The sequence below is a fragment of the Nocardia harenae NBRC 108248 genome (genome assembly GCF_001612885.1).
Taxonomy (GTDB): Bacteria; Actinomycetota; Actinomycetes; order Mycobacteriales; family Mycobacteriaceae; genus Nocardia; species Nocardia harenae.
The window spans coordinates 132753-157419 of the sequence record NZ_BDBH01000009.1; the positions used below are offsets into that span (position 1 = coordinate 132753).

The window sequence follows — 24667 nt, forward strand, 5'->3', positions numbered from 1 at the left end:
CAGGGGTCGCCGCGAGCAGCCGGGCGCCCACTGCTGCGTACATTGGTCGAGCCGCCGCGTGCGGCGATGCGATAGAGGCGTTAGTCCGCGGCAGGGACAGGAAGCGCGGCCACCAAGCGGGGGACGGCCAGTTCGCGCTGCCAGGCGCGGGCCGAACCGGTGGCGAGGAACGCGTCGACCGCGTCGTGCAGGGCCGGGGACTCGTCGTAGGAGGAGATCCCGTCCCAGCACAGCCGCCGGACCAGCTCCGGCGACAGCAGATTCTCGACGGGGATCGAGTACTCCTCGGACAGCTCCGCCATGGCCGCCCTGGCCCGGGTCAACCGCGCCGCCGCGACCGGATCCCGCCGCTCCCACCGATTGACCGGCGGCGGCCCATCGTAGGGCTGCGCCGTCGGCGGCAGCTCCGCGTCGGCGAGCGCCCGAGCCCGATCCACCGCCCCCAGCCACTCCCGCGAGTACCGCCGCTGCCGCGGCCCCCCGAACACCGGCAGCGTGCGCAGCTGCGCGATCGTCCTGGGATCGGCGGCGGCGGCCGCGACGATCGCCGAGTCCGGCAGGATCCGCGACGGCGCCACATCCCGCCCCCGGGCCAGCTCGTCCCTGGTCACCCACAGCTCCCGGACGATCGCCAGTTGCCTGGCCCGCCGCAGCGTGTGGATCCCCGAGGTGCGCCGCCACCGATCCGGCCGCAGCGGCGCCGGCTTGCTCAGCCGCACGTGCTCGAACTCCTGCGCGGCGAACTCGGCCTTCCCCTGCGCCTCCAGCTCCACCGCGACCGCGTCCCGCAGCTCGAGCAGCAGCTCCACATCGAGCGCGGCGTAGTTCAGCCACTCCTCGGGCAGCGGCCGGGTGGACCAGTCGGCCGCCCCGTGCCCCTTGCGCAGCACCCGCCCGAGCAGGTTCTCCACCATGGCCGCCAAGCCGACCCGCTCGAAACCGGCCAGCCGCCCGCCCAATTCGGTGTCGAAGAGCCGATTCGGGTGCAGCCCGAGGTCGGCGAGGCCGGGCAGATCCTGGTCCGCCGAGTGCAGCACCCACTCCAGCCCGTTGATGGCATCGGCCAGGGGGCCGAGCGCGCCGGTCACCGGGATCGGGTCGATCAGCACGGTGCCCGCCCCGGCCCGGCGCAACTGGATCAGGTAGGCCCGCGCCGAATACCGGAAACCGGAGGCGCGCTCGGCGTCGACGGCAAGCGGGCCGCTGCCCGCGGCGATCCGGGCGGCCGCCGCCGCGACCTCGGCGGGGGTACCGAGCACGGGCGGCAGTCCGTCGGCGGGGGCGAGCAGAGGCTCCGCGGGGCTGTCGTCGGCTACCGGCATAGCCCAGAACAATACGTGGCGGTCAGGTCCGATCGTGATCGATGTGCGGCTGCGGTGGCAAACTCGTGATCCCCGCCGGTGGCAGCCCGGCGGAGTAGGCCAGTACCTCGCAGAAGGCCTCCACGTGGCCGCGCATCTCGGCGGTGACCGCGGTCCAGGAGGCGCGCAGCTCCAGCTGGTGCGCCCGCGGCGGCCCGGCGATATCGCCGTACCGCACCGAGCTGGTGCTGGTCACGGTGCCGCCGAGCGCGGTGAAGGGGTCGGGCCTGGATTCCAGCGCGTCCACCAGCCAGCTCCAGGCCACCTCGGGGAGCAGCGGGTCGGTGGCGAGCGAGGCGTCGATATCGGCCTGGATGTAGGCGACGAGCCGGAACGTGCCGTGCCAGGTCTCGTCGCCCTCCGGGTCGTGCAGCAGGATCAGCCTGCCGAAGGCGTCGCCCTCGGAGTCGGTGGGGACGGTGGCGGCATCGGGATGCGTCACCTCGGCGCCGAGGGCGTAGGAGTACGGCGCCAGCCGCTGCGGCGGGCGAATGGGCGCCAGCTCGATCCGAGGATGCACGGTTGCGGACCCCATCGCCTCGACCGCGGCGCGAAAGGAAGCGGGTTCGCCGTGTGGCTCGTCGGCCGGTGCGGCGCCCTCGCGGAAGTCGAGCGGTGTCACACCGACCGACGGTAGACGGTGACGTTTCACCGCGGGCGGAGGCGCGCCGCCTACGATGGCGGTGATGAGTACGCATACCCGCCGCCGGTTGTCCGATGCCCCCTTCCTGGCCGCCGCGACCGGCGCCGAGCCGAGCCGCAGACCCGTCTGGTTCATGCGCCAGGCCGGCCGGTCGCTGCCGGAGTACCGGGAGCTGCGCAAGGGCATCGGCATGCTGGAGTCCTGCTTCGACCCGGAACTGGTCTGCGAGATCACCATGCAGCCGGTGCGCAGGCACGGCGTCGACGCCGCGATCCTCTTCTCCGACATCGTGGTTCCGCTCAAGGCGGCCGGTGTGGACCTGGACATCGTGCCCGGCGTCGGCCCGGTCGTGGCGCAGCCGGTGCGCACCGTCGCCGACGTGCGGGCGCTGCCGCGGCTGCGGCCGGAGGAGGTGGGCGCGGTGAGCGAGGGCGTCCGGCTGCTCACCGCCGCGCTCGGCGACACCCCGCTGATCGGCTTCGCCGGCGCGCCCTTCACACTCGCCTCCTACCTGGTGGAGGGCGGGCCCTCCAAGCACCACGAGCGCACCAAGGCCATGATGTACGCCGACCCGGAGACCTGGCACGCGCTGCTCGGGCTGCTCACCGACGTCACCATCGCCTTCCTGCGCGCGCAGATCGACGCCGGGGTCGACGCGCTGCAGCTCTTCGACTCCTGGGCCGGCGCGCTCTCGGCCGCCGACTACCGGCGCTACGTGCTGCCGCACTCCGAGCGGGTCTTCGCCGAGCTGGCCGAGAGCGGGCTGCCGCGCATCCACTTCGGCGTCGGCACCGGCGAGCTGCTCGGCGCCATGGGCGAGGCAGGCGCCGACGTGGTCGGGGTGGACTGGCGGGTGCCGCTGGACGAGGCGGCGCGCCGGGTCGGGCCGGGCAAGGCGCTGCAGGGCAACCTGGACCCGGCCGTGCTCTTCGCCGGGTACGACGCCGCCGCCGCGCAGACCAGGCGCATCCTGGACGAGGCCGACGCCGCCAGGGCGCTGGGCGCCACCGGGCACGTCTTCAACCTGGGCCACGGCGTGCTGCCGGACACCGATCCGGGCGTGCTCACCGCGCTGGTGCAGCTGGTGCACGAACTCTGACCCGCGCGGGGGCTACCGTCGAGGCCATGAGAATCGCGGTGGCCGGTGGTGGGATCAGCGGACTGGTGGCGGCCTTCCGGCTGCGCGGGCTGATCGGGGCGCAGGCGCGGATCACCGTGCTGGAGGCGAGCCCGCGCACCGGCGGGGTGCTGTACACCGGGGAACTGGCTGGCGGGCCGGTCGATCTCGGGGCGGAGGCGTTCGTCGGGCGGCGGCCCGAGGTGCCCGCGCTGCTCGACGAGCTCGGGCTGGCGGAGCAGCTGGTGACGCCGTCCGGGCTGCGGCCGCTGGTCTGGGCCGGGGGGCGGTCGCAGCCGCTGCCGGAGCGCACCCTGATGGGGATTCCCTCCGGCCCCGAGTCGCTCGCCGGGCTGGTGGACGCGGACACGCTGGAGTGGGTCCGCACCGAGCCGGAGCGGCCGCTGGAGTGGGCCGCCGGTGCCGATATCGATGTGTTCTCGCTGGTCGCGGCGCGGTTCGGCGAGCAGGTGGCGGAGCGGTCGGTGGATCCGCTGCTCGGCGGGGTGTACGCGGGGAGTTCCCGGTCGATCGGGGTGCGCGCCGCGCTGCCCGCGCTCGCCGCCGCGCTGGATCGGGGCGCCGCGAGCCTCACGGCGGCGGTCACCTCCGTGCTGCCGCCGCCCTCCACCGCGCCGGTCTTCGGCGGGCTGCGCGACGGGTACCGGGTGCTGCTGGACGCCCTGGCGGCGCGGGCCGAGGCCGATATCCGCACCGGGGCCGCGGTCCGTTCGCTGGCCCGCACCGAGCGCGGCTGGGTGCTCGACCCCATCGGCGAGGTGGACGCCGTCGTGCTCGCGACCCCCGCACCGGTCACCGCGCGGCTGCTCGCCGCCGTCGCCCCCGAGGCGAGCGCCGCCGCCCGGGCCGTCGAGCTGTCCTCGTCCGTCGTGGTGGCGCTCGCGCTGCCCGGTGACACCGCGCTGCCGGAGAACTCCGGCGTGCTGATCGCCACCGGCGAAGGGCTGCGCGCCAAGGCCTTCACCCTCTCCAGCCGGAAATGGCCGCACCTCGCCGCGCGCGGCGGCGCACTCGTCCGCGCCTCCTTCGGCCGGTTCGGCGACCCCGGCCCGCTCTCCTGGACCGACCACGAACTCGTCACCGCGGCCGTCGAGGACCTGCGCACCGTGACCGGCGTGGCCATCGCCCCCGACGGGTTCGCCGTGCAGCGCTGGCCCGGCGGGCTCGCCCAGTACGCCCCCGGCCACACCGAGCGGATCGCGGAGCTGGAGTCCGGGGTCGCCCGCCTGCCCGGCCTCGCGGTAGCCGGTGCCTACCTGCACGGCGTCGGCGTCCCGGCCTGCGTCGCCGCGGGCACCGCCGCCGCGGAGCGCGCCGCCGCCGTCCTGGTGTAGCCGGTCACTCGACGCTGCGCACCCGCCGGTACCGCCGGGCCCGGCCGGAATGGCACGATGGAGCCATGGCGCGACTCGATTACCAGGCCCTCAACTCCACCATCAGGTACCTGATGTTCTCCGTGTTCCAGGTGCGCCCCGGCGTGCTGGGAGACGACCGCGAGGCCGCCCTGAAACAGGCCACCGCCTTCTTCGAGGGGCTGGACGACCGCGAGGTGGTGCTCCGCGGCATCTACGACGTCTCCGGCCTGCGCGCCGACGCCGACTTCATGCTCTGGACGCACGCCGAGCGGGTCGAGGACCTGCAGGCCGTCTACGCCGACTTCCGCCGCACCACCGAGCTGGGCAAGGCCAGCACGCCGGTGTGGAGCAATGTCGCGCTGCACCGCCCCGCCGAGTTCAACAAGAGCCACATCCCGGCGTTCCTGGCCGGGGAGGAGCCGGGCGCCTACATCTGCGTCTACCCGTTCGTGCGCTCCTACGAGTGGTACCTGCTCCCGGACGAGGAGCGCCGCAAGATGCTGGCCGACCACGGCAAGCAGGCCCGCGGCTACGCCGACGTGCGCGCCAACACGGTCAGCTCCTTCGCGCTCGGCGACTACGAGTGGATCCTCGCCTTCGAGGCCCCCGAGCTGCACCGCATCGTCGACCTCATGCGCGATCTGCGCGCCACCGAGGCCAGGCTGCACGTGCGCGAGGAGATCCCGTTCTACACCGGCCCCAGGGTCGAGCTGGACGCCCTGGTCGCGTCGCTGCCCTGACCCGGCGTCCCGGTCCCGGTGCCCAGGGTTTCCGGGGCATGCGCACCTCGCGGACCGCCCGGTACCCTGCGGTCGGCGCCGCGTCGATTCAGCGTGCCGGGCCGCTGTCCGAGGGGTGCAGCGTCAGGGCGATGGAATTGATGCAGTAGCGCTTGTCGGTGGGCGTGTTGTACCCCTCGCCCTCGAACACGTGGCCGAGGTGGCTGTGGCAGTTCGCGCACAGCACTTCGACCCGGCGCATGCCGAGCGTGTCGTCGGCGCGCAGGAGCACCGCCTCCGAATCGGCCGGGTCGAAGAACGACGGCCAGCCGCAGTGCGAATCGAACTTCTCGGTGCTGCGGAAGAGTTCGGTGCCGCAGGCGCGGCAGGAGTAGACGCCCTCGGTCTTGGTGTCGGTGTACTCGCCGACGAAGGGGCGCTCGGTGGCGGCCTCGCGGAGCACCGCGAATTCGGCCGGGTTCAGCTTGGCGCGCCACTCCTGCGGGGTGAGCTGGATGCGCGGAGCGGGCAGCGAGGTGTCGGCATCGGTCATGCTTCGAGGTTAATCGCCCGCCGCGCGGCGCGCCTTCGGCGCAGGTAGCGGTCGTTCGGCAGGACGACGGCCGGAGCGGCCCCGGCCCCTACCGCCGAGGCCGGGCGCGGCCGATCAGGGGCGGTGACCCGCGGGTACCTCGGCGGTCGGCGGGGCAGGCTCGATCGTGGCGGCCGTGCCGTTCGCGGCTGCCGGGCCCGGGGCGCCGCCCTTCGCCGTCGGCGTGCCGCCGGTCGCGGCATCCGGGGCATCCACCGGCCCGCGCGGATCCGGCGCGGTGCGCATCCAGTCCTGATCGAGCCCCTTGTCCAGCGTCCCGGCGGCGCGCGCCGCCAGGTACCGATCGCCGAGCACGCAGAACACGACGAGCAGCAGCAGCCCCCAGCCGAAGGTGATGCGCAGGTACTCCAGATTGCGCCCGACGTCCTGCCAGCGATCCGAGAGCCACTTGTCGTAGCTCAGGAACCCGAAGATGGCGAGCCACGCGGGCCAGTTGCGCAGCACCGAGTTGCGCAGCACCACCGTCATGAGGAACGGGAAGAGCATCATCGAGTAGTACATCTGGCCCAGCGAGGACAGCAGGTAGTACGCGGTGAGCAGCACGCCGGCCGAGGTGCAGACGAAGAACAGCTCGTCCTCGCGGTAGTACCGATACAGCAGCCACAGCGTGCCGAGCACGATCAGCCCCATGACGATCCGGATGCCCCAGGTGAGCCACGGCGGCAGCCCGTAGTACTCGGCGTTGCCGACGATCGCGCTGTTGAAGTAGTCGCGGGTCTCCATCAGGTACGGCGTGACATCGGTGAAGAACTTCTCCGGGTCGACCATGAGCGGCCACGCCGCGGCGGTCAGCGCCACCGGAACACCGGCCGCGGTGATGAACACCTTCCACTGCCCGCGCGCCGCGGCTATCAGCAGCAGCGGCGCGAGCGTCGGTTTCACCGCGATCGTCAGCCCGAGCACCGCGCCCGCCCACAGGTCGCGCCGGGCCAGGATCAGGTGCAGGAAGACCAGCTCGCCGAGCAGCAGGCAGCCGTTCACATTGGTGAAGACCAGCGTGTTGATCACGGTCTCGGAGGCGAACATGGCCAGCAGCAGCGCGGGCGCGGCGACCGAGTTCACGGTGTAGCGGAACAGCTTGAGCAGCAGGTACCAGGCGATCAGGATGGCGATCGCGTTCAACAGGATGAACAGCCAGCGCGACTTCTCGTAGTCGATGATCGCCACCGGGGCGATCAGCAGCGTGCCGCTGGGCGGGTACAGGTAATGCGGATCGACGGAGTCGAAATTGGCGGTGTAGACGGGGTTGCCGTTGAGAAACTGGAACGACGCGTTGTACACCGGCCGGTAGTCGTCGGTGACGAATCCGTTGACAGCCTTGATGAAGACCCGGTGCAGCACCGTCATGACCGCCAGCGGCCACAGGGCGAACCGGATCACCTCGGCGGTGGTGCGAGCCGTGCGTGGCTCGAGCTGTCGAAGGAGCACCCGGGCACGGTACACCGGAACCCGGCCGCGGTGGTTGCCGGGATCGGCCCGGCGGCGGCTTACGCCCGGGTCAAGCGGGGCAGGCCGAGCCGTCCTGCGGCAGCTGCGCCTCGTTCAGGTACTCCACCACCGCGCGCTGCCCGCAGCCGGAGTGCGCGCTCACCGGATGCCCCCAGCCCTGCCAGCGCAGCACCGCGGTGCGGGCGCCTGCCCCGGCCAGCGCGCCGGTCACCGCGGCCTGCCCGACGCCGCCCGCCACCGGGTCGGCGGCGCCGTCCAGGACCAGCACCGGGAGCGCGAAGTCGGCGATCGGCGGGGTCGGCGAGCCGACCGGCCAGGCGGAGCAGGTGAGCAGCGCCAGCGCGGCGCTCCGGCCGAAGATCGGATATTTGCCCGCCCAGTCGCCGGCGAGCTCGGCGGCCCGGCTCGGCGCGGGCGGCTGCCTGACGTCGGCGCAGCGGTTCACGAACGCGCCGTCGTTGGCGATGGCCGCCGACTGCCGCTGGATCAGCGCGAGCAGCGGGCCGCGGTTGCCGCGCCCGGCGGCGGCGAGCGGGTCGGCCAGCTCCGGCACCCGATCGGCCTGGTCGGCGCGCGGGCTGCCGAGGAAGCCGGTGAGCGCGGTGGTGACGGCGTTCGCCGAGATATCGCCGAGCCGGCCCGCCGCGGCCCGGTTCACCAGGTCGGTGATCGCGGCCCTCGGGTCGGGGCCGAGCGCGCAGCCGAGCGCGGTGCAGCGCTGCGCGAAGGCGGTGAGCGCGGCCTCCGCGCCCTGGGCGCGCTGCTCGGCCACGGTGGTGGCGTCCGCGCCGAGGCTGGTGGGGGAGTCGAGCACCAGCCGGGCCAGGTGGTCGCCGAACTTGCGGGCGTAGCCGACCGCGATCTCGGCGCCGTTGCCGGTGCCGAGCAGGTCGATGTGGTCGACCTGCCACTCCTTGCGCAGCTGCTCGATGTCGTCGGCCGCGTGCCCGGCGTCGAAGGTGTTCTCGTAGGGCTGCAGGAAGTCCCGGCAGGCGATGGTGCCGTCCTGGCTGAAGCCGACCAGTGCCTCGGCCTGCGCCGCGGCATCGCCGAGCGCGGCGAACTGGGCATTGTCGGCGAAGCCCTGGCGCACCTCGGGCGGCAGGCAGTCCACCGGCTGTGAGGTACCGATGCCGCGCCGGTCCACCGCGACGATCGGGCGGGTGGCCAGGATGCCGTTCGGCGGCCCCGCCGCGAGCGCGGCCAGCGTGGCCGAGGAGGCGCGGTCGGCGCCGGAGGTGAGGACCAGCGGCGGCGCGTCCGCCGGGGTCTGCGGCAGCCGGGCGCGCACCGCGCCGTTGCGGAAGTTGCCGATCACGGTGCCCGCGGTGTCGATCGGGATGGAGTACTCGGCGCACTCCAGGACGACGCCGTTCGGCGGCGCGCCGAGGCCGAGCTGGTCGAAGGTGGTGCGGGTGCAGTCCGACCAGGCCAGGTCGGTGACCGGCAGCTCGGCCCTGGGCGGGGCGGGCGGCGCGGACGACGTTCCGGCCCCGCCGCCGGGCGCCACCGGGTGCTCGACGGCGACGGCGGGCCGATCCGACGGCCCCGCACCGCAACCGGCGAGCACGAACGTCAGGGAGGTGGCAAGCACGGCGGCCCGGGTCCAGCGCATGCGGTACAGCCTGCCGCATCCCGGCGGTTCTTTCACGAACGGGGCGGCGCGGTCGCGCTGACCTCGGACATCAGCGGCGGGCCCAGCGGGTCAGCACGGTTCCGTCGTCGTCGAGCAGCACGTGCCGCCGCACCATGGGGTGCGCGGATTCGCCGGGGGACAGCGCGATTCGCCCGCCCGACCCACCGACCAGCACCGGCGCGGTGGTCAGGCACAGCTCGTCCAGCACGTCCGCGTCGACCAGCTCGCCCACCAGGTGCGGCCCGCCCTCGCAGAGCACCCGGTACAGCCCGAGCTCGGCCAGCGCGTCCAGCAGCCCGCGCGGGGTGATGGCATTGGTCCCCACCTCGACCACCTTCGCCCCGGCCGCGATGAGCGCCGCCACCCGCTCCGACGGGGCGGCGGCGGTGGTCAGCACGATCGGCGGCACGTCGGTGTCGGTCAACAGCCGGGACTCCGGGTCCAGCGAGGCGCTCGCCGTCACCACCGCGATCGGCGGCGGCGCACCGTCGGCCTCCCCGCCGTAGCCGAGCGCGGCCAGCGCCCGCCGCCGCTCCGGGTCGGTGGCGGCGCCGCCGTAATTCTCCGCCCGCACCGTGCCCGCGCCGACCAGCACCACGTCGGCCAGCTCGCGCAGTGTCCCGAAGACCCGGCGGTCGGCCGGGGTGCCGAGCCCGCCGGAGACGCCGCCGCTGGTCGCGGCGCCGTCGATACTGGAGACGAAGTTCGCCCGCACCCACGGCGCGTCCAGCTGGCGGGGGTAGGCGTAGAGCCCCGCCAGCTCGTCGTCGTCGAGCGCTGTGAGCTGGATCGCATTGTGCGTACGCTGCATACGGACAGCTCACACCACATCTCTAGGCTTCGTCCATGCCAGCACGCCTCGTCGACCGCCACCCGGAGGTCCCGGCCGACCAGCTCGTCGCCCAGATGGTGCCGCCGCCCATGTTCGACGAGGTGAGTTTCTCCTCCTACATCCCGGACCCGAACGAGCCGAGCCAGGCCGCCGCGGTGCGCAAGGCCGAGGAGTTCGCGGGCGAGGTCGCGCGGATCACCAGGGCCGCGGGCAAGAAGTCGCTCTTCGGCAGGAAGAAGCAGGTGCAGGGCGCCGGGCTGTACCTGGACGGCGGCTTCGGCGTCGGCAAGACGCACCTGCTGGCCTCGGTCTTCCACAGCGCGCCCGCGCCGAAATCGTTCGGCACCTTCGGCGAGGTGACCAACCTGGTCGGCGCGCTCGGCTTCGCCACCACCGTCGAGCGGCTCTCCGGCAACAGCGTGCTCTGCATCGACGAGTTCGAGCTGGACGATCCCGGCGACACCATGCTGGTCTCCCGGCTGCTCACCGAGCTCTCCGCGGCGGGCGTCTCGATCGCCGCCACCTCCAACACACTGCCCGGCCAGCTCGGCGAGGGCCGCTTCGCCGCTCAGGACTTCCTGCGCGAGATCAAGAAGCTCGGCTCGATCTTCGAGGCGGTCCGGGTGGACGGCCCCGACTATCGGCACCGCGACCTGCCGCCCGCCCCCGAGCCGAGCAGCGCCGACGCGCTGCGCGAGCGCGCCGCCGCCACCCCGGCCGCCACCCTGGACGAGTTCGACGCGCTGCTCGCGCACCTGGCCACCCTGCACCCCTCCAAGTACGGCGCGCTGATCGCCGGGGTCTCCGCGGTCTTCCTGCAGAACGTGGCCCCGGTGACCGACCAGGCCGTCGCGCTGCGCGTGGTGGTCCTCGCCGACCGGCTCTACGACGCGGGCACCCCGGTCACCGTCTCCGGCGCCAAGCTGGACCAGATCTTCGCCGCCGACATGCTGGAGGGCGGCTACCGCAAGAAGTACCTGCGCGCCATTTCCCGCCTGCTCGCGCTCTCCCGCTTCGAGGTGCCGACCAGCTGACCCGCGCCCGCCTACGATCGCGGGCATGACCACCTTCAGCACCTGGGACGGCCTGGAACTCAGCTATCGCGTCTGGGAGGGCGAGGGCATCCCGATCGTGCTGCAGCACGGCGTCGTCGCCGACACCAATGCCAACTGGATGGGCACCGGCGTGGTGAACGCGCTGCGCGCGACCGGCCGCCCCGTGGTCTCGCTGGACGCCCGCGGCCACGGCCGCTCGGCCAAGCCGCACCAGCCCGCCGCCTACTCCTGGCAGGCCATGGCCCGCGACGTCCGCGCGCTCTACGACGAGCTCGGCGGCGAGCGGTTCGACCAGGTCGGCTACTCCATGGGCGCGGTGGTCTCGCTGCTGGTGGCCGGAGACGACCCGCGGGTGCGCCGGCTCGCCATCGGCGGCGTCGGCTCCGGCGTTGTCGACTGCGGCGGCGTGGACCGCCGGGTGGTCGACGCCGACGACCTGCGCGCCGCCATGGACGGCGACGGCAGCACCGCCACCGTCCGGGCCCGGCCGTTCCGCCTGCTCGCCGATGCCGTGCACGCCGACCGGGCCGCCATGGCCGCGGTCATGACCGGGCTGGACGAGCGCCCCATCGGCGACCTCGCCGACCTCACGCTCCCGGTGCTCGTTCTCGCCGGGGACACCGACCCCCTCGCCACCGAGCCGGAGCGGCTGGCCGCGGCGCTCCCGGACGCCCGCCTGGTGACCGTCCCCGGCGATCACCTGATGGCCGTCACCGCGCCGGAGTTCCACCGGGCGCTGGTCGATTTCCTGGCCGCCGAACGGGTCGAGGCGGGGTGAGCGCCGCGGCTGCCGCCGCCGGATCGCGGTGATCTCCCTGCCCGGCGCATCCGCGCCCGGGCAGCCGGGCTGCTGCTAGAAGCGCAGCCGCATGACGTAGTCGTCGTGCAGCTGCGCCCCCACCCGGAAGGTCTTGGTGCCGCAGCGCTCGAAGCCGCTGCGGGCGTAGAAGCGCTGTGCGCGCTCGTTGTGCTGATTCACCCCGAGCCAGAGCCCGGCCCCGCCCGCCGCGGCGGCGTGCTCCAGCGCGGCCCGCATGAGCGCGTCGGCCACGCCGCTGCCGTGCCTGCCCGGCAGCACGTACATCTTGCTGAGCTCCACCGCGGGCTCCAGCTCGACCGCCTTCGCGATGGCCGGGTCCGCCGGCGTTCCGACGTGCAGCATGGCGTAGCCGACCAGCTCGCCGTCCTCGGCGGCGCGCAGCACGATCCGGTCCGGGTCGCCCAGGTACTCGCCGAACCGCTCCGCGGAGAGCATGGCGGCGAGGAAGCTCTCGACGTCCTCCGGGGTGGTCCCCGGCGGGCAGGCCAGCGCAAACGTCGCCGCGGCGAGGGCGCCGAGCGCCTCCGCGTCCCACAGCCCGGCGGGCCCGACGACGAGCGTCGTTTCACTCATTCGTCCAGTGAATCACGGGTGGCTGGATTGTCCGATCTCGCTTTCCTGGCAGCCGCGCCGTGCGGGTCCGGGCGAGCCGGTAGTCTCTGCCGCATGACCAGCAGGAGCCGTGTCGCGATCGTCGGCGCCGGAATAGCGGGTTTGGCCTGCGCGAAAGTGCTCAGACAGGAGGGTTTTCCGGTCGAGGTCTTCGATCGGGCGCCGGATGTCGGTGGCGTGTGGAGCGCTACTCGCCGTTACCCCGGGTTGCGTGCCCAGAGCAGCAGCCGTACGTACCGGTTCTCCGACCACCCGATGCCAGAGGACTTCCCGGACCGCCTCGACGGCGCACAGATGCAGTCCTACCTGGAGGGCTACGTCCGCCGCTTCGACCTCGGCCACGCGCTGCGGCTGAACACCGAGGTGGTCGCGGCCGACCCGGTGGACAGCGGCTGGCTGCTCGAGGTGCGCGACGGCACCGGCGTGCACCGCACCTCCTGCGACCACCTGATCATCGCCAACGGCGTGCACTCCGACCCGCGGGTCCCCGAGTTCACCGGTAGCGTCGACTTCCACCGCGCGGGCGGCCAGCTGGGGCACAGCTCGCTGCTCTCCGACCTCGCGGCGGCGCGCGGCCGCAACGTCGTCGTGGTCGGCTACGGCACCGCCGCCTGCGAGATCGCCGAGGCGATCAGCCACGTCGCCGCCTCCACCACCGTGGTCGCCCGCAGGCTGCGCTGGAAGCTGGCGCGCCGGGCGGGCCGCTTCCTGGACGCCGAGCGGCTGCTGCAGAGCCGCTTCGGCGAGAGCCACTTCGGCTACCAGCGGCAGCGCCGCCCGGAGAAGTTCCTGAACGGCCCCGGCCGCTCGGTGCGCGACAGCAACCTCGACGTCATCCAGGAGCGCACCATCCGCAGCCTGCACCTGCGCGAGCTGGAGCTGGTCCCGGCCGAGCCCTTCGGCACCGTCGCGCACGGCACGGTCGACCTCGCCGTCGACGGCTTCACCGAGCAGGTCTGGGCCGGGCGGCTCACCGTGGTGCGGGATACCGAGATCAGCGCGCTCGGCGCGGAGAAGGTGCCGGTGGCGCACCTCTCGGACGGCCAGACCATCCCCGCCGACCTGGTCATCTGCGCGACCGGGTATCGGCAGCGGGTGCCCTTCCTGACGCCGTTCGTGCAGCGCCAGCTCACCGACGACGCGGGCAACTTCCGGCTCTACCGGCAGATCCTGCCGCCCACCGTGCCCCGGCTGAGCTTCGCCGGGTACGGCGGCTCCGCGCTCAGCGCGCTCGCCGCCGAGGTCGGCGCGCACTGGACCGCCGCGCTGCTCACCCACCGCCTCGACCTGCCCGGCCCCACCGCCATGGGCGAGGCGCTGGACGAGCGGCTGAGCTGGCTCGCGGAGCGCACCGGCGGTGGCACGCACGGCACCGAGGCCGGGCCGTTCGGCGTGCACCACATCGACGAGCTCCTCGCCGACCTGCACGCGGAGTTCCCGGCCCGGCTGCGCTTCGCCCAGTGGTTCCGCCCGGTCACCCCGGACGACCTGAGGGTGATCGGCGCGCCCAAGCTGGAGCGCGACACCCAGCCGCGCCCGGTCGACCAGGTGGCCGCCGTTCAACACTGACGGGTAACGACCGGCGTGGCAACGCGCCGGTAGCGGCCGGGATACGGGGATAATTCGGGAGTGGACCGGCTGGACATGAACCTGCTGGTGGCCCTGGACGCGCTGCTGGAGACCAGCAGCGTCACGCTGGCCGCCGAGCGGATGCAGACCTCGGTGCCCGCCATGAGCCGCACCCTGGCGCGGCTGCGGCAGGTGCTCGGCGATCCGCTGCTCGTCCGCTCCGGCCGGGCGCTCGTCCCCACCCCGCGTGCGCTGGAGCTGCGCCATCAGGTGCACGGGCTGGTCGAGCAGGGGCGCGGGCTGCTGACGCCGCGCCCGCCCTTCGACGCGGGTACGCTGCGCCGCGGCTTCGCGGTGCGCGCGGGCGACGAGGTCCGGCCGGAACTCACCGGCCCGCTGCTGGCCGCGGTCCGCCGCGAGGCGCCCGGCGTCACGCTGAACCTGGTGGCGAGCGCGGAGGACGACCCGCGCGCGCTCCGCGACGGCCGCACCGACCTGCAGGCCGGGGTGATCGAGCGCAGCGACCCGGAGACGGTGCTGCGGCGGCTCTACGGCGACCGGCTGATCGGGGTCGCGGCCGCCGATCACCCGCTGGTCACCGAGCCGGTGACGGTCGCCGCCTACGCCGCCGCCGAGCACCTGAGCGTGAGCAGGCAGGGCCGGGTGCGCGGCGCCATCGACGACCGGCTCGCGCTGCACGGCCGCACCCGCCGGGTGATCGGCACCGTCCCCGACCTCACCACCGCGCTGCTCGCGGTGCGCGGCGGCGCCGCGGTCTGCCCCGCGCCCGCCTCGGCGGTGACCTCGCTGCTCGGCCCGCTCGGGCTGCGCGCCTTCGAGATCCCGCTGCCGCTGCCCGAGGTGCCGATCGGCATGGCCTGGCATCCCAGGCACACCGCCGACGACGGGCACCGCTGGCTGCGCGAACTGGTCGAGCGGCTGCTGCGCGCGCAGCAGGTGCCGGAGGCGCCGCCGCGGCGGCTGCGCGGGGCGGTGGCCAAGGCGATCACCGGCGCCGCGCACGACGCCGCCGAGCGCATCGCCTGACTACCGCTGGTCCGGCTCCCCGGTGGGCGGGCCGAACGGCATGGCGGCGGCGGTGCGCTTGAGCTCGTCCAGCATGGCCTGCACCTTGTCGGCGTGCGCGGTCTCCTCGGCGGTGGCGCCGGTGAAGCCGTTGCCGAAGTCGCCGTAGGCGGAGCGGTCGACGGCGGGCTCGGCGTTGCCGGGGCGCTCGATCGCGCCGGAGGTGAGGCCGGGGCGGCCGACCTGGTCGGTGTGCACGTCCGCGGTCTGCCGGTCGGCGAAGGGGGCGAAGTCGTCGCCGGTCTCGTCCAGCGGGTAGCCGGCGGCCGGCGCCTGCCGGTAGCCGTCCTGCTGGCCGGTGAAGCCGTCGCGCAGGCCCTGGTCGTAGGCGGCGGCGACGGTCTCGCCGAGCCCGACGGAGCTGCCGTTGCGGCGCGCGGCGCTCCACCGGTCCGGTTCGTCCTGGCGGGTGAGCTCGGTGTGCTCCGGTGCGGGCCGGCTCTGGGCCGGGGTGGCGCCCGGCGGGGTCGGGGACGGTGCCGCTCCGCGCTGCGGGAGGCCGCCGGAGGCGCGGCGGGCCTCCACCGCCGCGCGCAGGGTGGGCCCCGCGGGTTCGTCGCCGGGGGCGGGCTCGTCCGGGGTGGCGAGCCCGGCGGTTCCGCCGGGGGTGCTGCCCGGGTCGCCGGAGAGCCGGGGGGAGACGGCCGTCTCGGCCGGGTTCTCCGCGCGCCGCACCGGGGCGGGGCGGACCCCCTGGTCCGCGGCGGGCCGCGCTCCCTGCTCGGCCGCAGCGGTGCTCTCGCCCTGCTCCGCCGAGAGCCTGCCCGCGGATTCCGCGCGGGCCTCCGCGATGCGCTGCCGCGACGAGCCGGCCGCGTAGCGCGGGCGGGGGACCCGCGGGGCGGCCGTCTCCGCCGGTGCCTCGGGGGCCGCGCCGAGCTGGGGGCCCCGTGCACTCGGGCCGTACGCGCTGGCGTGCCGCTCGGCCGCGGCATCGGCGGCGGCGCGGCGGCCGGACCCGGTGTCGTCCGCCGCGCCGGCCGGTTCGTCCTGCGCCGCCGGGCGGCGCGGCGCCTCGGACTCCGGCTGCGGGCTCGCCCCGTTCGACGCGGGCCGGTAGGCGCTCACCGGATCGGGGCCGGCCTCGGCTCTGCCGTTCAGCTCGGCGGAGCGCCGCCCGGTCGCGGGCGCCGCCCCGGCTCCCTCGTGCCGCCCGAGCCCGTGCGTGCTCTCCTCCGCCGCGCGCCTGCCGAGGCGGGCGGGCGGGCCCGGCTGCTCACCCGGCTCCGGGTCGGCGGCCGCTCGCCGCCCCTGACCCGTCGGCGCGCCCTCGCTCGCCCGCTGCCCGGCGGCGCCGGTGCCGAGGTCGTCGGCGCGCCGCCGCGCGGTGGGTGCGGCCGGCCGGGACGAGCCGTCCGTGTCGTCCGCGTGCTGTCCGGCACCCTCGTCCGCGGCCCTGCGACCCGGTCGCGCCGCCTCCGCGAGACGGAAACCGGCGCCGTCCTCGGCCGCCCGCCGCCCGGCGGGCGGCGTCTCCGCCGCGGTGCCCGGCTTCGGCTCGGGCGCGTGCCGGCGCCCGGTGCCCGGCGCGTCGGCGACGCTCTGCAGCAGGTCCAACCGCCGCCCCAGATCGGCGACATCCCGATCGGTGCGGAAGGCCCACGCCTCGATCGTGGCGAGCCGCGTCGCGACGTCACGGTCGTCGGCGGGCACCGGCACGGGCAGCGGCACATCGACGCGGGCGGCGACCAGGTCCAGCTTCCGGCTCACCTCCCGCAGGGACTCGGCGATATCGGACAGCATCGCGCCGATCGACTCGGCGCCGTCTTCGACGTGCTCCATCCACTACCTTCTTCCCCGATCGGTCCGGCTGAGCGCGCGGCCGGGGAGATTCTAACGGTGTGATTACGATGCCGTTCGGCAGGCGAAGCAAAGTCCGCCTTCGCGCTCCGGCGGAACGCCGAAACCCGCTGTAGCAGTGCGTGTCCCGATGATCGCCGGGGGAGCGGAGCGCTGTTCTCGCCCGAAACCCCCGCGTGCCGCGAGGTGCCGGTTCGAATCCGTTGCGGTACAACAGTGATCATCCCACCGCGGTCGCGGCGCACCCGGCCGCGGGTGCGGAGGGGAGTGGCGGGATGCACCCATGAGGGAGCACTCTGGTAGTGAGCGCGGGTGGCCCTGCCCGCGTGGATCGCAGGCATAGGGGTGTGGTCGACGTGGTGCGCAGCGAGCAGCGGGTGGAAGCGCCGTCCTGTGGACGGCGCGCGCTGCTGGCCGAGCTCGGTATCTCCAACGGCCCGCGCCGCGCCCCCGGCGAGCGGGTCGGGTACGGCTGCCGCTGCCCGGAGTGCACCCGGAGCCAGTGGAACCTGGAGCGCTTCAAGTACTGGCTGCGCGGCAGGCTGCTCGCGCTCGGCGCGGACGAGGCCGAGGTCGGGTACCGCGTCGACGGCGTCCCGGTGGATGTGTACTGGCGGATCGGCGAGCGCCGCTTCGCCATCGAGGTGCGCAGCGGCCCGCTGGACTGCACGCTCGCGTTGCAGCACACGCAGCGGCTGCGCGACGCCGGGCTGGCAAGCGTGCTGTGGCTGTGCCCGCCCGGTTTCTGGGTGGCGCACCTGCCCGCGCTCGGCATCCGCGATTTCGCCCCGCCCGCCTGCGACTACGAGATCGAGAGCGGCATGTTCGACACCGCCTGCTCGGCCGTGGTCGCGGCCAAGCAGGGGCCGTACGAGCTGCGCGACTTCCTGGCCGGCTGGGTCGACGGCGACATCGTGTGGGGTTATCGGGACGTCTCGACGGGAGGGTGGGCAACGGTGAGCGACTGGGAGCACCACACCAGGACCCAGGCGGCGATCATCGCCCGCCAGCGCCGGGAACTGGTCGATCAGCGCACCGCGCTGGCCGTCTCCCGGCAGACGGTGCGGGAGAAGCAGAAGCAGATCGTCAAGCTGCACACCCGGCTGGAGCGGGCCGAGCAGACCCAGGAGGAGCGCGCCGACGAGCTGGCGCGCGCCCAGCGCACCATCGCCGACCAACTCCGGCGCGCCGACACCCTGCGCGCCCAGCTGACGACGGTGAGCCGGACGGTGAACCACTGGCAGCTCATCACCTGCTGCGCCATGATGCTCATCGTCACCTTCATCGCCGCCGCGATCGTCGTGCGCTGAAAGTCCGGCGCGCCCAGCGCCCAGCGCCGACGCGCCGCGACCGGCCCGGCCCGGCGGCGGTGTCGCCATTCGCCTCGCCACCCGGCGTCGGCGGCGTCACCACCGGCCCGACCCCGGACCCGCCGTCCCGCCTCGCCCCACCCGCTCCGGACGATCGCCCGTCCCGTCAGCCCGCCCCGGGCAGCCGATCGAACTCCGCACCGAGCCGGAACGGTGCCCGCTCCCAGCGCCATCCTTCGCGCACGACCAGCGCAGCCAGGTCGAGCAGCTCCAGACCACCCGCAACAGCCGCGAACCCGGACCACCCCACCGGACCTGTCCGCAACCGCTCGACCAGCGCATCCGGCGCGGTCACCGCCCGCGCCGCCAGCTCGGCGACCCCGATCTCACTACCGGTCCACACCATCCACCCCCACCCGTTCCGCTGCGCCCACGCCCGCAGTACCCGCGACCGCACCCGGTTCGGATACAGGGCCGCCCGGCTCAACGGCTGCACGTCGATCAGCGCGATCCGCCCGTCGACCCCGCGCACGGCGACCCCCGGATACAGCGAAACCCCCTCGAGTTCGACCGCGACCGGATCCTCCTGGAAGGTCTCCACCGCCGGATCGGCATCGAGCAGCCGCAGCAGCCGGGCCCGCAGCCCGGAATCGAAGGCCACGTCGCGGCCGACGCTGTCCAGGTAGAACCGCCCGCGCCCGTCGTCGTCGGCGTCCGGGCGCGCGGAGCGGCCCGGCAGCGGCGCGGGCGAGCCGCCGTCCGCCCACTCGACCCCGCCCAGCACGCTCCCGTGCACCGGGGCCGGCTCGTGCAGCGCCGCCAGCAGCCGCCGGGTCTTCTTCCGCCAGCCCAGTATCCGCTGCATGACGAAGCCCGCGATCCGGCGCGCGTCCTCCGGTGGATGCCCGGCCAGCCGTAGCCGGAGGTAGGCGAGTTCATTGGCGGCGAGGTCGGCGTCGGTGGCGTAGATCTCGGCGAGCAGGGTGCGCACCAGCCGCTGGTCCGGCGTGCCCGGCGGGTAGCTCCGGGTGAAGACCGCGAAGGCCGAGCCACCCGGCGGATGCCTGCGCAGGATGTGCCCGACCGCCCTGGTGTGCAGCTGTCGCGCCCGATCCCGGGAGATGTCCTGCCGCGCGGCGATCCGGCTGAGCGTCGCCGGCGGCGCCGCCCCGACCCCCAGCCGCAGCGCGACGATCTCCGCCTCCCTGGCGCTGCGCTCCGCGTGCTCGGCGACGAGCGCGGCGACCACCTCCGCCATCTCCTCGTGCTCGAGCCCGACGGCACCGGCGATATCGCTCCCGCCCCACTCCTCCGCGTGTACCGCCACCCGCACCTCACCTCGCCTCGACCGGCCCACAGCCTAGACCCGGGCACCGACAGCCCGCGGCGGGCGCGCGTGGTGGGCGGCGCGCCGGGTAGCCGCCCACCATGCGCACCGCGCTGGTGGAGGTCCGCGACAGCATGGTCGAGCTGCTCGACGGGCCGCTCCAGCTCTCCGCTCCCGGCAAGAGCGACGGGGAGTAAGTTCCGCGGAAACAAGATCGGCCCCGGTCCGAGGACCGGGGCCGATCAGGTGGTGCGCGATACTGGGATTGAACCAGTGACCTCTTCCGTGTCAGGGAAGCGCTCTCCCGCTGAGCTAATCGCGCGAGGTGGAGACGGGAATCGAACCCGTGTGCACGGCTTTGCAGGCCGTTGCCTCACCACTCGGCCACTCCACCGCGCAAGGGGGACGGTAACTGTCGCTACCTGGCCCTACCTCTCGAGCGGATGACGGGATTCGAACCCGCGACCCTCACCTTGGCAAGGTGATGCGCTACCAGCTGCGCTACATCCGCATTGTGCCACCTCGGCGGCGTTTCGGCCTGCCGCGGTGCGAGACAGAACATTAGCCCACCCGCGCTGCAAGGTACAAATCCGCTGGTAGGCGGCTTGTGAAGGCGGTAATACCGGCGCCGCGCTCCCGCGCACGGAATTTCCCCAGCTCGGGCCGCGATTTGGTACCGCGCCGGGGCCTCATGCTAATGTTCCAACTCGTTCAGCCGCTCCGCGGCCGAGCGAATCCCGGTCCCATAGCTCAGCGGGAGAGCGTCCGCCTCACACGCGGAAGGTCGCTGGTTCGAAACCAGCTGGGACCACTCTTTCTGGCCTGACCACCGGGTGATGCCGCCCCAACGGCGCCGCGATCACGCGCCCCGACTCGTTGCGGGCGAGCCGCAGTGGGATCTCCTCCCGCTCAGACAAGCTCACGGCAATGCCACGCGCCGTGCAACGGTCATCCTGGCAGACAATCACCTCGTGACGCACCGACCGCCGGAAAACGTGAATTAACGAAATTCTTTCCGTTAAATACATCCTTGCACTGTCCTCGAGGCAGCGGTGCGCGCCGCACCGGGATATGCCGAACGAATGGGCGATGCCGCGCATGTTCACCCTGGCGTCGCGACCGGTTCGGCCGCGCGATGTCGCGATCGAGGGGGTGATTTTACCGTAATCCCAGCAAACCCGAATGCTTTCGACCAGAACTCGGAGTTCCTCATGTTCACTAAGATTATCTAGATAATCTTAGTGAACCCAGCTACTCTGTAACTTCATCGAGCTCGTCTCGGGCCCTGCGACCGCCCGCCTCATACGGCGAGCCGGTGCGGTGTCGAGACGCGAGTCAGGACGAAATACTCGGTAGCGTAACTCAATTGACTTCAGCGAAGGGGGTCGTTCGATGGCTGCAACGTTGCCGCCGGTCGCCGGCCAGTCACCGTCCCTGCGGCCGCGGCCGCTGGATGTCGCGGCGTCCGAGCCGGAAGAGGCCGTCGCCGGTGGCCGACGCAGACTTGCCTACCTACGGGAAGCGCCGATTCGATCGCTCGCGACGATCGGTCGCTCGGCCGAGTTGACCGCCGAGGTCGTTCGCTATGCCGTCGTCGATACCGTGCGACTGCGACTACCCCTCGCCGAGGTCCTGGACCAGGCGTGGAACCTGCTGAAGGTCACCGCTCTGCCCGCGTTGCTGATGGCGATCCCGATCGGCGGTGAAGTCGCGGTTCAGGTCGGCGGCATCATGAACCAGGTGGGGGCGAACTCGCTGGCCGGTGCGGCCAGCGGACTCGGGGTGGTAGGTCAGGGCGCGCCGATGGCGGCCGGGTTGCTGATGAGCGGCGCCGCCGCGTCGTCGATCGCGTCGGATCTCGGAGCTCGCGCGATCCGGGAGGAGATCGATGCGATGCGAGTGATGGGCGTCGACCCGGTCGAGCGGTTGGTGATGCCGCGATTCCTGGCGATGATCGCCATCGCCCCGGCGTTGTGCGCGGTGATCATCGTGGCGGGCGTGTCGGCCGGCCTCGTGGTCGCGACGACCGTCAATCATGTTGTGCCGGGCGCATTTTGGCAAACGTTCGGTGCCTTCGTGTCGCCGGTCGATGTGCTGTTCGCGGTTATCAAGACGCTGCTGTTCGCCGCTATCGTCGTGCTCGTCGCCAGCTTGCGGGGGCTGGAGGCGAAGGGCGGACCGAAGGGTGTCGCCGACGCGGTGAACGCCTCGGTGGTCCTGAGCGTCTTCTGCATCTTCATGACCAACCTGCTGGTCAGCCAATTCCAGCAGATGTTCTTCCCGGCTCGTCTGGCCTGATCATGAACGGACCGGGAAACGTGACCCCCTTTTCTGCGCGATCGTTGTTCATACGGCCCGTGCGGTCGGCCCTGCGCGCCCTGGCCGGCCTGTTGGACGAGATCGGACAGATCATCGTCTTCACTGTGAAGGTGTTGTATCTTCTGCCGAAGACGCTGCGGCACTATCGTAAAGCGACCCTCGAGACCATGAACAAGATGGCGTGGGGGAACGGCTCGCTGATCGTCGACGGTGGCGTCATCAGCCTCATGTTCTTCCTCGGGGTAGCGGTCGGCGCGGTCGTGGCCATCGAATCGTTCACCTCGCTGGATCTGCTCGGTTTCGGTCCGATGAGCGGAATCATCGGCTCGTTCGGCAACCTTCGCGTCATCGCCCCACTCGTCACCGGTGTCGGATTCGCCGCCCAAGCGGGCTGCCGGATGACGGCCGAAATAGGCGCCATGCGGATTTCGGAGGAAATAGACGCCACCGAGTCGATGGGGTTGCAGGCCATCCCGTTCGTGGTCGGAACCCGTCTCGTGGGCGGAATGCTGGTGGTATTACCCGGTTACCTGATGGCGCTGATGGTCAGCTTCCTCACCGGCAGCGTGGTGGTGAAGGTGTTCCTGTCCCAGCCGGCAGGCACCTACGACCACTATTTCCGAATGTTTCTGAGTCCGGCCGAACTCCTGGCGTCGATCATCAAGGTGATGATCTTCTGTGCGGCCGTCACGATCATTCATTGCTACCACGGCTATTTCGCGTCCGGCGGCCCCGCGGGAGTGGGGGCCGCGTCCGGCCGCGCGATTCGCGCGAGCCTGGTCGTGCTGGTGGTGCTCAACTTCGCGATGACAGTGGCTCTGTGGGGTTTGAGCCCGGTCCTGGTTTTCAAAGGATAGGGATGAGCAGATTCAGGAATCAGGATTTCATTCGCGGTACCGGAGAGCACCAGACGCGCCTGCTGCGGGCTGTCGCCGTGGGAAGTGTGGCGGTAGCGATCCTCGCCTTCCTCGTCTACGGGCGGCTGTCTCCGCGAATCGGTCAACCGGACACCCTGACGTTGAGCCTGCGGGTTCCAGCGGTCGCGCCCGGGATACACAGCGGCTCGAAGGTCATCCTGCGCGGCGTCGAGGTCGGCGACGTGGTGGGGCTGACCCGGTACGACGACCGCACCGTCCGATTGGATCTCGAGCTGGCGCCGGGGGAAGTGCGTGGACTGACCGACACCTTCGAGCTGGATTTCCGTCCGGCGAACTACTTCGGCGTGTCGGCGGTGAACCTCGTCGGCAGGCCGAACGGCCGACCGCTCGCCTCCGGGCAGGTACTGGATCGCACTCCGGTCGGTGACTTCACGATGTCGACGATGATCGAGAAGGGGTCGCTGGTGGTGAACGGCACGCTGACCCGGTCGATGATCGACACCCTCGACGAGGTGATCCGATACACCGATGGCCTGACGCCGATGATCGAGACCGGAATCGTCGTGGCCAACCGCATCTCCCAAACACAGCAAGCCATGCCGAGTGTGCTGCTCGCGGATCTGAACAGGACGCTGGAGGTGCTGCCGAGCTTCGGTCAGCAGGCCGTCGACACGGTCGAGATCCTGTACGACAACGATTCGCGCAGGGTCTCGACCGCGGGTTCGATCGGCGATGAAGCGGCCTGGTGGGCCGATATGAACGAGGGAATCGGCCTGCTGCTCGGCGGTTTGTTCAGCTCCGCGGGGCTGCTTCTCTCCTCGCATCCCGGCGACCTGGGTCCGTTGACGCAGACGGTGACCGCGCTGACCAGCGCGGTTCCGAATCTGCTCGACGATGGCGCCGCCGCCTCGAAACTCGCCGTTCTCGTCGACCGATACGGCAACGCGTTCAGTGGTCCCGACGAGGCCAAGACGCTGAACCTGCGACTGATCCTCGACGACCTGCCCGCGTTCGCGACTCCGCTGGCCGCCCTCGGGGCGCCGTGGCCGACCCTGCCGGAGGGACCCCGATGAAGCACTCGAGCCGCATGGTGCTCAGGATCGTTCAGTTGAGCGCCGCGACGGTCGCGGCGGTGGTGATGTTCACGGTCGTCCTCAACGCCATCACGAATCCGGTGGAGGGTGCGAACAGATCCGTCGCCGCCGACTTCACCGATGTGGCGGGCCTGCACGTCGACGGAGACGTACGGACTCGGGGCGTGCTGATCGGCAAGGTGACCGCCATCGATCTGGTCCGGCGCGACGGGCACAGCGTCGCGGAGGTGCAGTTCACGCTGAAGGAGCCGTATCGGCTGACCGAGAATACGGTCATAGCGGTCAAGTATCAGAATCTGACGGGTGTCCGCTACCTCGATCTGGTGACGCCGGCCGAACCGGGGAAGCCGACCGATCATCTGACGACCGCGTCGACCAAACCCTCTTTCGATATCACCCAGTTGTTCAACGGCCTCCAGCCGGTGCTGAACACGATGAACACCGACGAGATCAACACCTTCACCCAAAATGCGATATCACTGTTGCAGGGTGACGGAGGCGGCTTGGCCCCCATCATGGACAGCGTCCAGAAGCTCGGCGATTACGCAAGCGATCGGCAACAGGTGATCTCGACCCTGACCGCGAACCTGAACCGGCTCGCCGACGCCATGGGCGGAAAGTCCGCCGACCTCATGGATTTCCTCCGATCCATGAGTATTCCCGTGGCCCGCGCCATGACCGTCTTGGACGAGTTCACCAAGGCCGATGCTTTCGGTCCCGCGTTCACCCGGCCCATCAATCAGCTGTTGATCGATCTCGGATTGACCAAGGAACTGGACGTGGACAGGCTGGTGCGCACCGCTTTCGCCTCGGTGCCCGCGGCCGCCGAATCGCTTCGTCTGTTGCCGAGCGCTTTCGCGGGACTGCAACTTCCGCCTCTCGCATCGGGCTCGGACGCGATGTCGTGCAGCAACGGCGTCGCCGAGCTTCCGACCGACGTTCGAATTCTGCTCAACGGCAGCGAGGTGATCGTATGCAACGCACTCTGAGGGCCCGGTTCGACGGGCCGCGTCGACCGACCGCGGTAACCCGGCGGCTCCGCGGAAACAGC

21 protein-coding genes and 4 tRNA genes are annotated in these 24667 nt (G+C 72.3%); 13 read left to right on the forward strand and 12 right to left on the reverse strand.

Features of this window, described 5'->3' with window-relative positions; translation table 11 throughout:
• Positions 1-80: 80 nt before the first annotated feature.
• On the reverse strand, positions 81-1322 hold the full coding sequence (locus NH2_RS20020; protein WP_067656428.1) for an HRDC domain-containing protein: 1242 nt from the start codon (positions 1320-1322) through the stop codon (positions 81-83).
• 22 nt (positions 1323-1344) lie between these two features.
• Positions 1345-1896, reverse strand: coding sequence for a DUF3000 domain-containing protein (locus NH2_RS20025; RefSeq protein ID WP_067656802.1), 552 nt, complete (start codon positions 1894-1896; stop codon positions 1345-1347).
• Positions 1897-2038: 142 nt separating this feature from the next.
• On the opposite strand from NH2_RS20025, the gene hemE reads away from it, so the two are divergent.
• The 3 genes from hemE (at position 2039) to hemQ (ending at position 5237) form a co-directional block, all read left to right on the forward strand.
• The gene (gene hemE, locus NH2_RS20030) at positions 2039-3103 is read left to right on the forward strand and encodes a uroporphyrinogen decarboxylase (protein WP_067656430.1); all 1065 of its coding nucleotides are present in this window, start codon (positions 2039-2041) and stop codon (positions 3101-3103) included.
• A 26-nt stretch (positions 3104-3129) separates the two neighbouring features.
• Positions 3130-4476, forward strand: coding sequence for a protoporphyrinogen oxidase (locus tag NH2_RS20035; protein ID WP_067656432.1), 1347 nt, complete (start codon positions 3130-3132; stop codon positions 4474-4476).
• Positions 4477-4541: 65 nt separating this feature from the next.
• The gene (hemQ, locus tag NH2_RS20040; protein ID WP_067656434.1) at positions 4542-5237 is read left to right on the forward strand and encodes a hydrogen peroxide-dependent heme synthase; all 696 of its coding nucleotides are present in this window, start codon (positions 4542-4544) and stop codon (positions 5235-5237) included.
• A gap of 88 nt (positions 5238-5325) precedes the next feature.
• Here the strand turns inward: hemQ and msrB are convergent, their stop codons facing one another.
• The 4 genes from msrB to NH2_RS20060 form a co-directional block, all read right to left on the reverse strand.
• Positions 5326-5769, reverse strand: coding sequence for a peptide-methionine (R)-S-oxide reductase MsrB (msrB, locus tag NH2_RS20045; protein WP_067656440.1), 444 nt, complete (start codon positions 5767-5769; stop codon positions 5326-5328).
• A gap of 114 nt (positions 5770-5883) precedes the next feature.
• Positions 5884-7257, reverse strand: coding sequence for a glycosyltransferase family 87 protein (locus NH2_RS20050; RefSeq protein ID WP_218021727.1), 1374 nt, complete (start codon positions 7255-7257; stop codon positions 5884-5886).
• A 70-nt stretch (positions 7258-7327) separates the two neighbouring features.
• The gene (locus NH2_RS20055) at positions 7328-8893 is read right to left on the reverse strand and encodes an alpha/beta hydrolase (protein ID WP_067656442.1); all 1566 of its coding nucleotides are present in this window, start codon (positions 8891-8893) and stop codon (positions 7328-7330) included.
• A 70-nt stretch (positions 8894-8963) separates the two neighbouring features.
• On the reverse strand, positions 8964-9725 hold the full coding sequence (locus NH2_RS20060; protein WP_067656443.1) for a pyrimidine reductase family protein: 762 nt from the start codon (positions 9723-9725) through the stop codon (positions 8964-8966).
• A gap of 35 nt (positions 9726-9760) precedes the next feature.
• Between NH2_RS20060 and zapE the strand changes: the two genes are divergently transcribed.
• Together zapE and NH2_RS20070 are read left to right on the forward strand one after the other, a co-directional pair.
• Positions 9761-10780, forward strand: a complete 1020-nt coding sequence (gene zapE, locus NH2_RS20065; RefSeq protein WP_067656444.1) for a cell division protein ZapE — start codon at positions 9761-9763, stop codon at positions 10778-10780.
• A gap of 25 nt (positions 10781-10805) precedes the next feature.
• Positions 10806-11579, forward strand: a complete 774-nt coding sequence (locus NH2_RS20070; protein ID WP_067656445.1) for an alpha/beta fold hydrolase — start codon at positions 10806-10808, stop codon at positions 11577-11579.
• Positions 11580-11654: 75 nt separating this feature from the next.
• Here NH2_RS20070 and NH2_RS20075 read toward each other — a convergent pair whose 3' ends face one another.
• Positions 11655-12194 (reverse strand): GNAT family N-acetyltransferase, encoded by a 540-nt coding sequence (locus tag NH2_RS20075; RefSeq protein ID WP_067656448.1) that lies wholly within the window; start codon positions 12192-12194, stop codon positions 11655-11657.
• Between the two features lie 18 nt (positions 12195-12212).
• Here NH2_RS20075 and NH2_RS20080 point away from each other — a divergent pair, with 18 nt between their 5' ends.
• Both NH2_RS20080 and NH2_RS20085 read left to right on the forward strand, forming a co-directional pair.
• Positions 12213-13802: a flavin-containing monooxygenase gene (locus NH2_RS20080; RefSeq protein ID WP_245650669.1), complete on the forward strand. Its 1590-nt coding sequence runs from the start codon at positions 12213-12215 to the stop codon at positions 13800-13802.
• Positions 13803-13862: 60 nt separating this feature from the next.
• Positions 13863-14849: a LysR family transcriptional regulator gene (locus tag NH2_RS20085; protein WP_084505713.1), complete on the forward strand. Its 987-nt coding sequence runs from the start codon at positions 13863-13865 to the stop codon at positions 14847-14849.
• Here the strand turns inward: NH2_RS20085 and NH2_RS20090 are convergent, their stop codons facing one another.
• The gene (locus tag NH2_RS20090; protein ID WP_067656454.1) at positions 14850-16670 is read right to left on the reverse strand and encodes a hypothetical protein; all 1821 of its coding nucleotides are present in this window, start codon (positions 16668-16670) and stop codon (positions 14850-14852) included. It lies immediately after the preceding gene.
• 344 nt (positions 16671-17014) lie between these two features.
• Here NH2_RS20090 and NH2_RS20095 point away from each other — a divergent pair, with 344 nt between their 5' ends.
• On the forward strand, positions 17015-17998 hold the full coding sequence (locus tag NH2_RS20095) for a hypothetical protein (protein WP_245650670.1): 984 nt from the start codon (positions 17015-17017) through the stop codon (positions 17996-17998).
• A 166-nt stretch (positions 17999-18164) separates the two neighbouring features.
• On the opposite strand, the gene NH2_RS20100 is transcribed toward NH2_RS20095, so the two are convergent.
• From NH2_RS20100 to NH2_RS20115, 4 genes are all read right to left on the reverse strand, one after another.
• Positions 18165-19325 (reverse strand): sigma factor-like helix-turn-helix DNA-binding protein, encoded by a 1161-nt coding sequence (locus tag NH2_RS20100; protein ID WP_067656808.1) that lies wholly within the window; start codon positions 19323-19325, stop codon positions 18165-18167.
• 247 nt (positions 19326-19572) lie between these two features.
• A tRNA-Val gene (locus NH2_RS20105) sits at positions 19573-19647 on the reverse strand.
• Position 19648: 1 nt separating this feature from the next.
• Positions 19649-19719, reverse strand: a tRNA-Cys gene (locus NH2_RS20110).
• 44 nt (positions 19720-19763) lie between these two features.
• Positions 19764-19836 (reverse strand) — tRNA-Gly (locus NH2_RS20115).
• 228 nt (positions 19837-20064) lie between these two features.
• Between NH2_RS20115 and NH2_RS20120 the strand changes: the two genes are divergently transcribed.
• The 5 genes from NH2_RS20120 (at position 20065) to NH2_RS20140 (ending at position 24605) form a co-directional block, all read left to right on the forward strand.
• Positions 20065-20136 (forward strand) — tRNA-Val (locus tag NH2_RS20120).
• A 581-nt stretch (positions 20137-20717) separates the two neighbouring features.
• Positions 20718-21623 carry an MlaE family ABC transporter permease gene (locus tag NH2_RS20125; protein WP_084505714.1) on the forward strand — a complete coding sequence of 302 codons (906 nt, stop codon included), beginning with the start codon at positions 20718-20720 and terminating at the stop codon, positions 21621-21623.
• Between the two features lie 2 nt (positions 21624-21625).
• The gene (locus NH2_RS20130; protein ID WP_067656457.1) at positions 21626-22501 is read left to right on the forward strand and encodes an MlaE family ABC transporter permease; all 876 of its coding nucleotides are present in this window, start codon (positions 21626-21628) and stop codon (positions 22499-22501) included.
• Between the two features lie 2 nt (positions 22502-22503).
• Positions 22504-23595 carry an MlaD family protein gene (locus NH2_RS20135; protein WP_067656460.1) on the forward strand — a complete coding sequence of 364 codons (1092 nt, stop codon included), beginning with the start codon at positions 22504-22506 and terminating at the stop codon, positions 23593-23595.
• Positions 23592-24605: an MlaD family protein gene (locus NH2_RS20140; RefSeq protein WP_157103878.1), complete on the forward strand. Its 1014-nt coding sequence runs from the start codon at positions 23592-23594 to the stop codon at positions 24603-24605. The genes NH2_RS20135 and NH2_RS20140 overlap by 4 nt, the downstream gene beginning before the upstream one ends.
• The last annotated feature ends 62 nt before the right edge of the window (positions 24606-24667 follow it).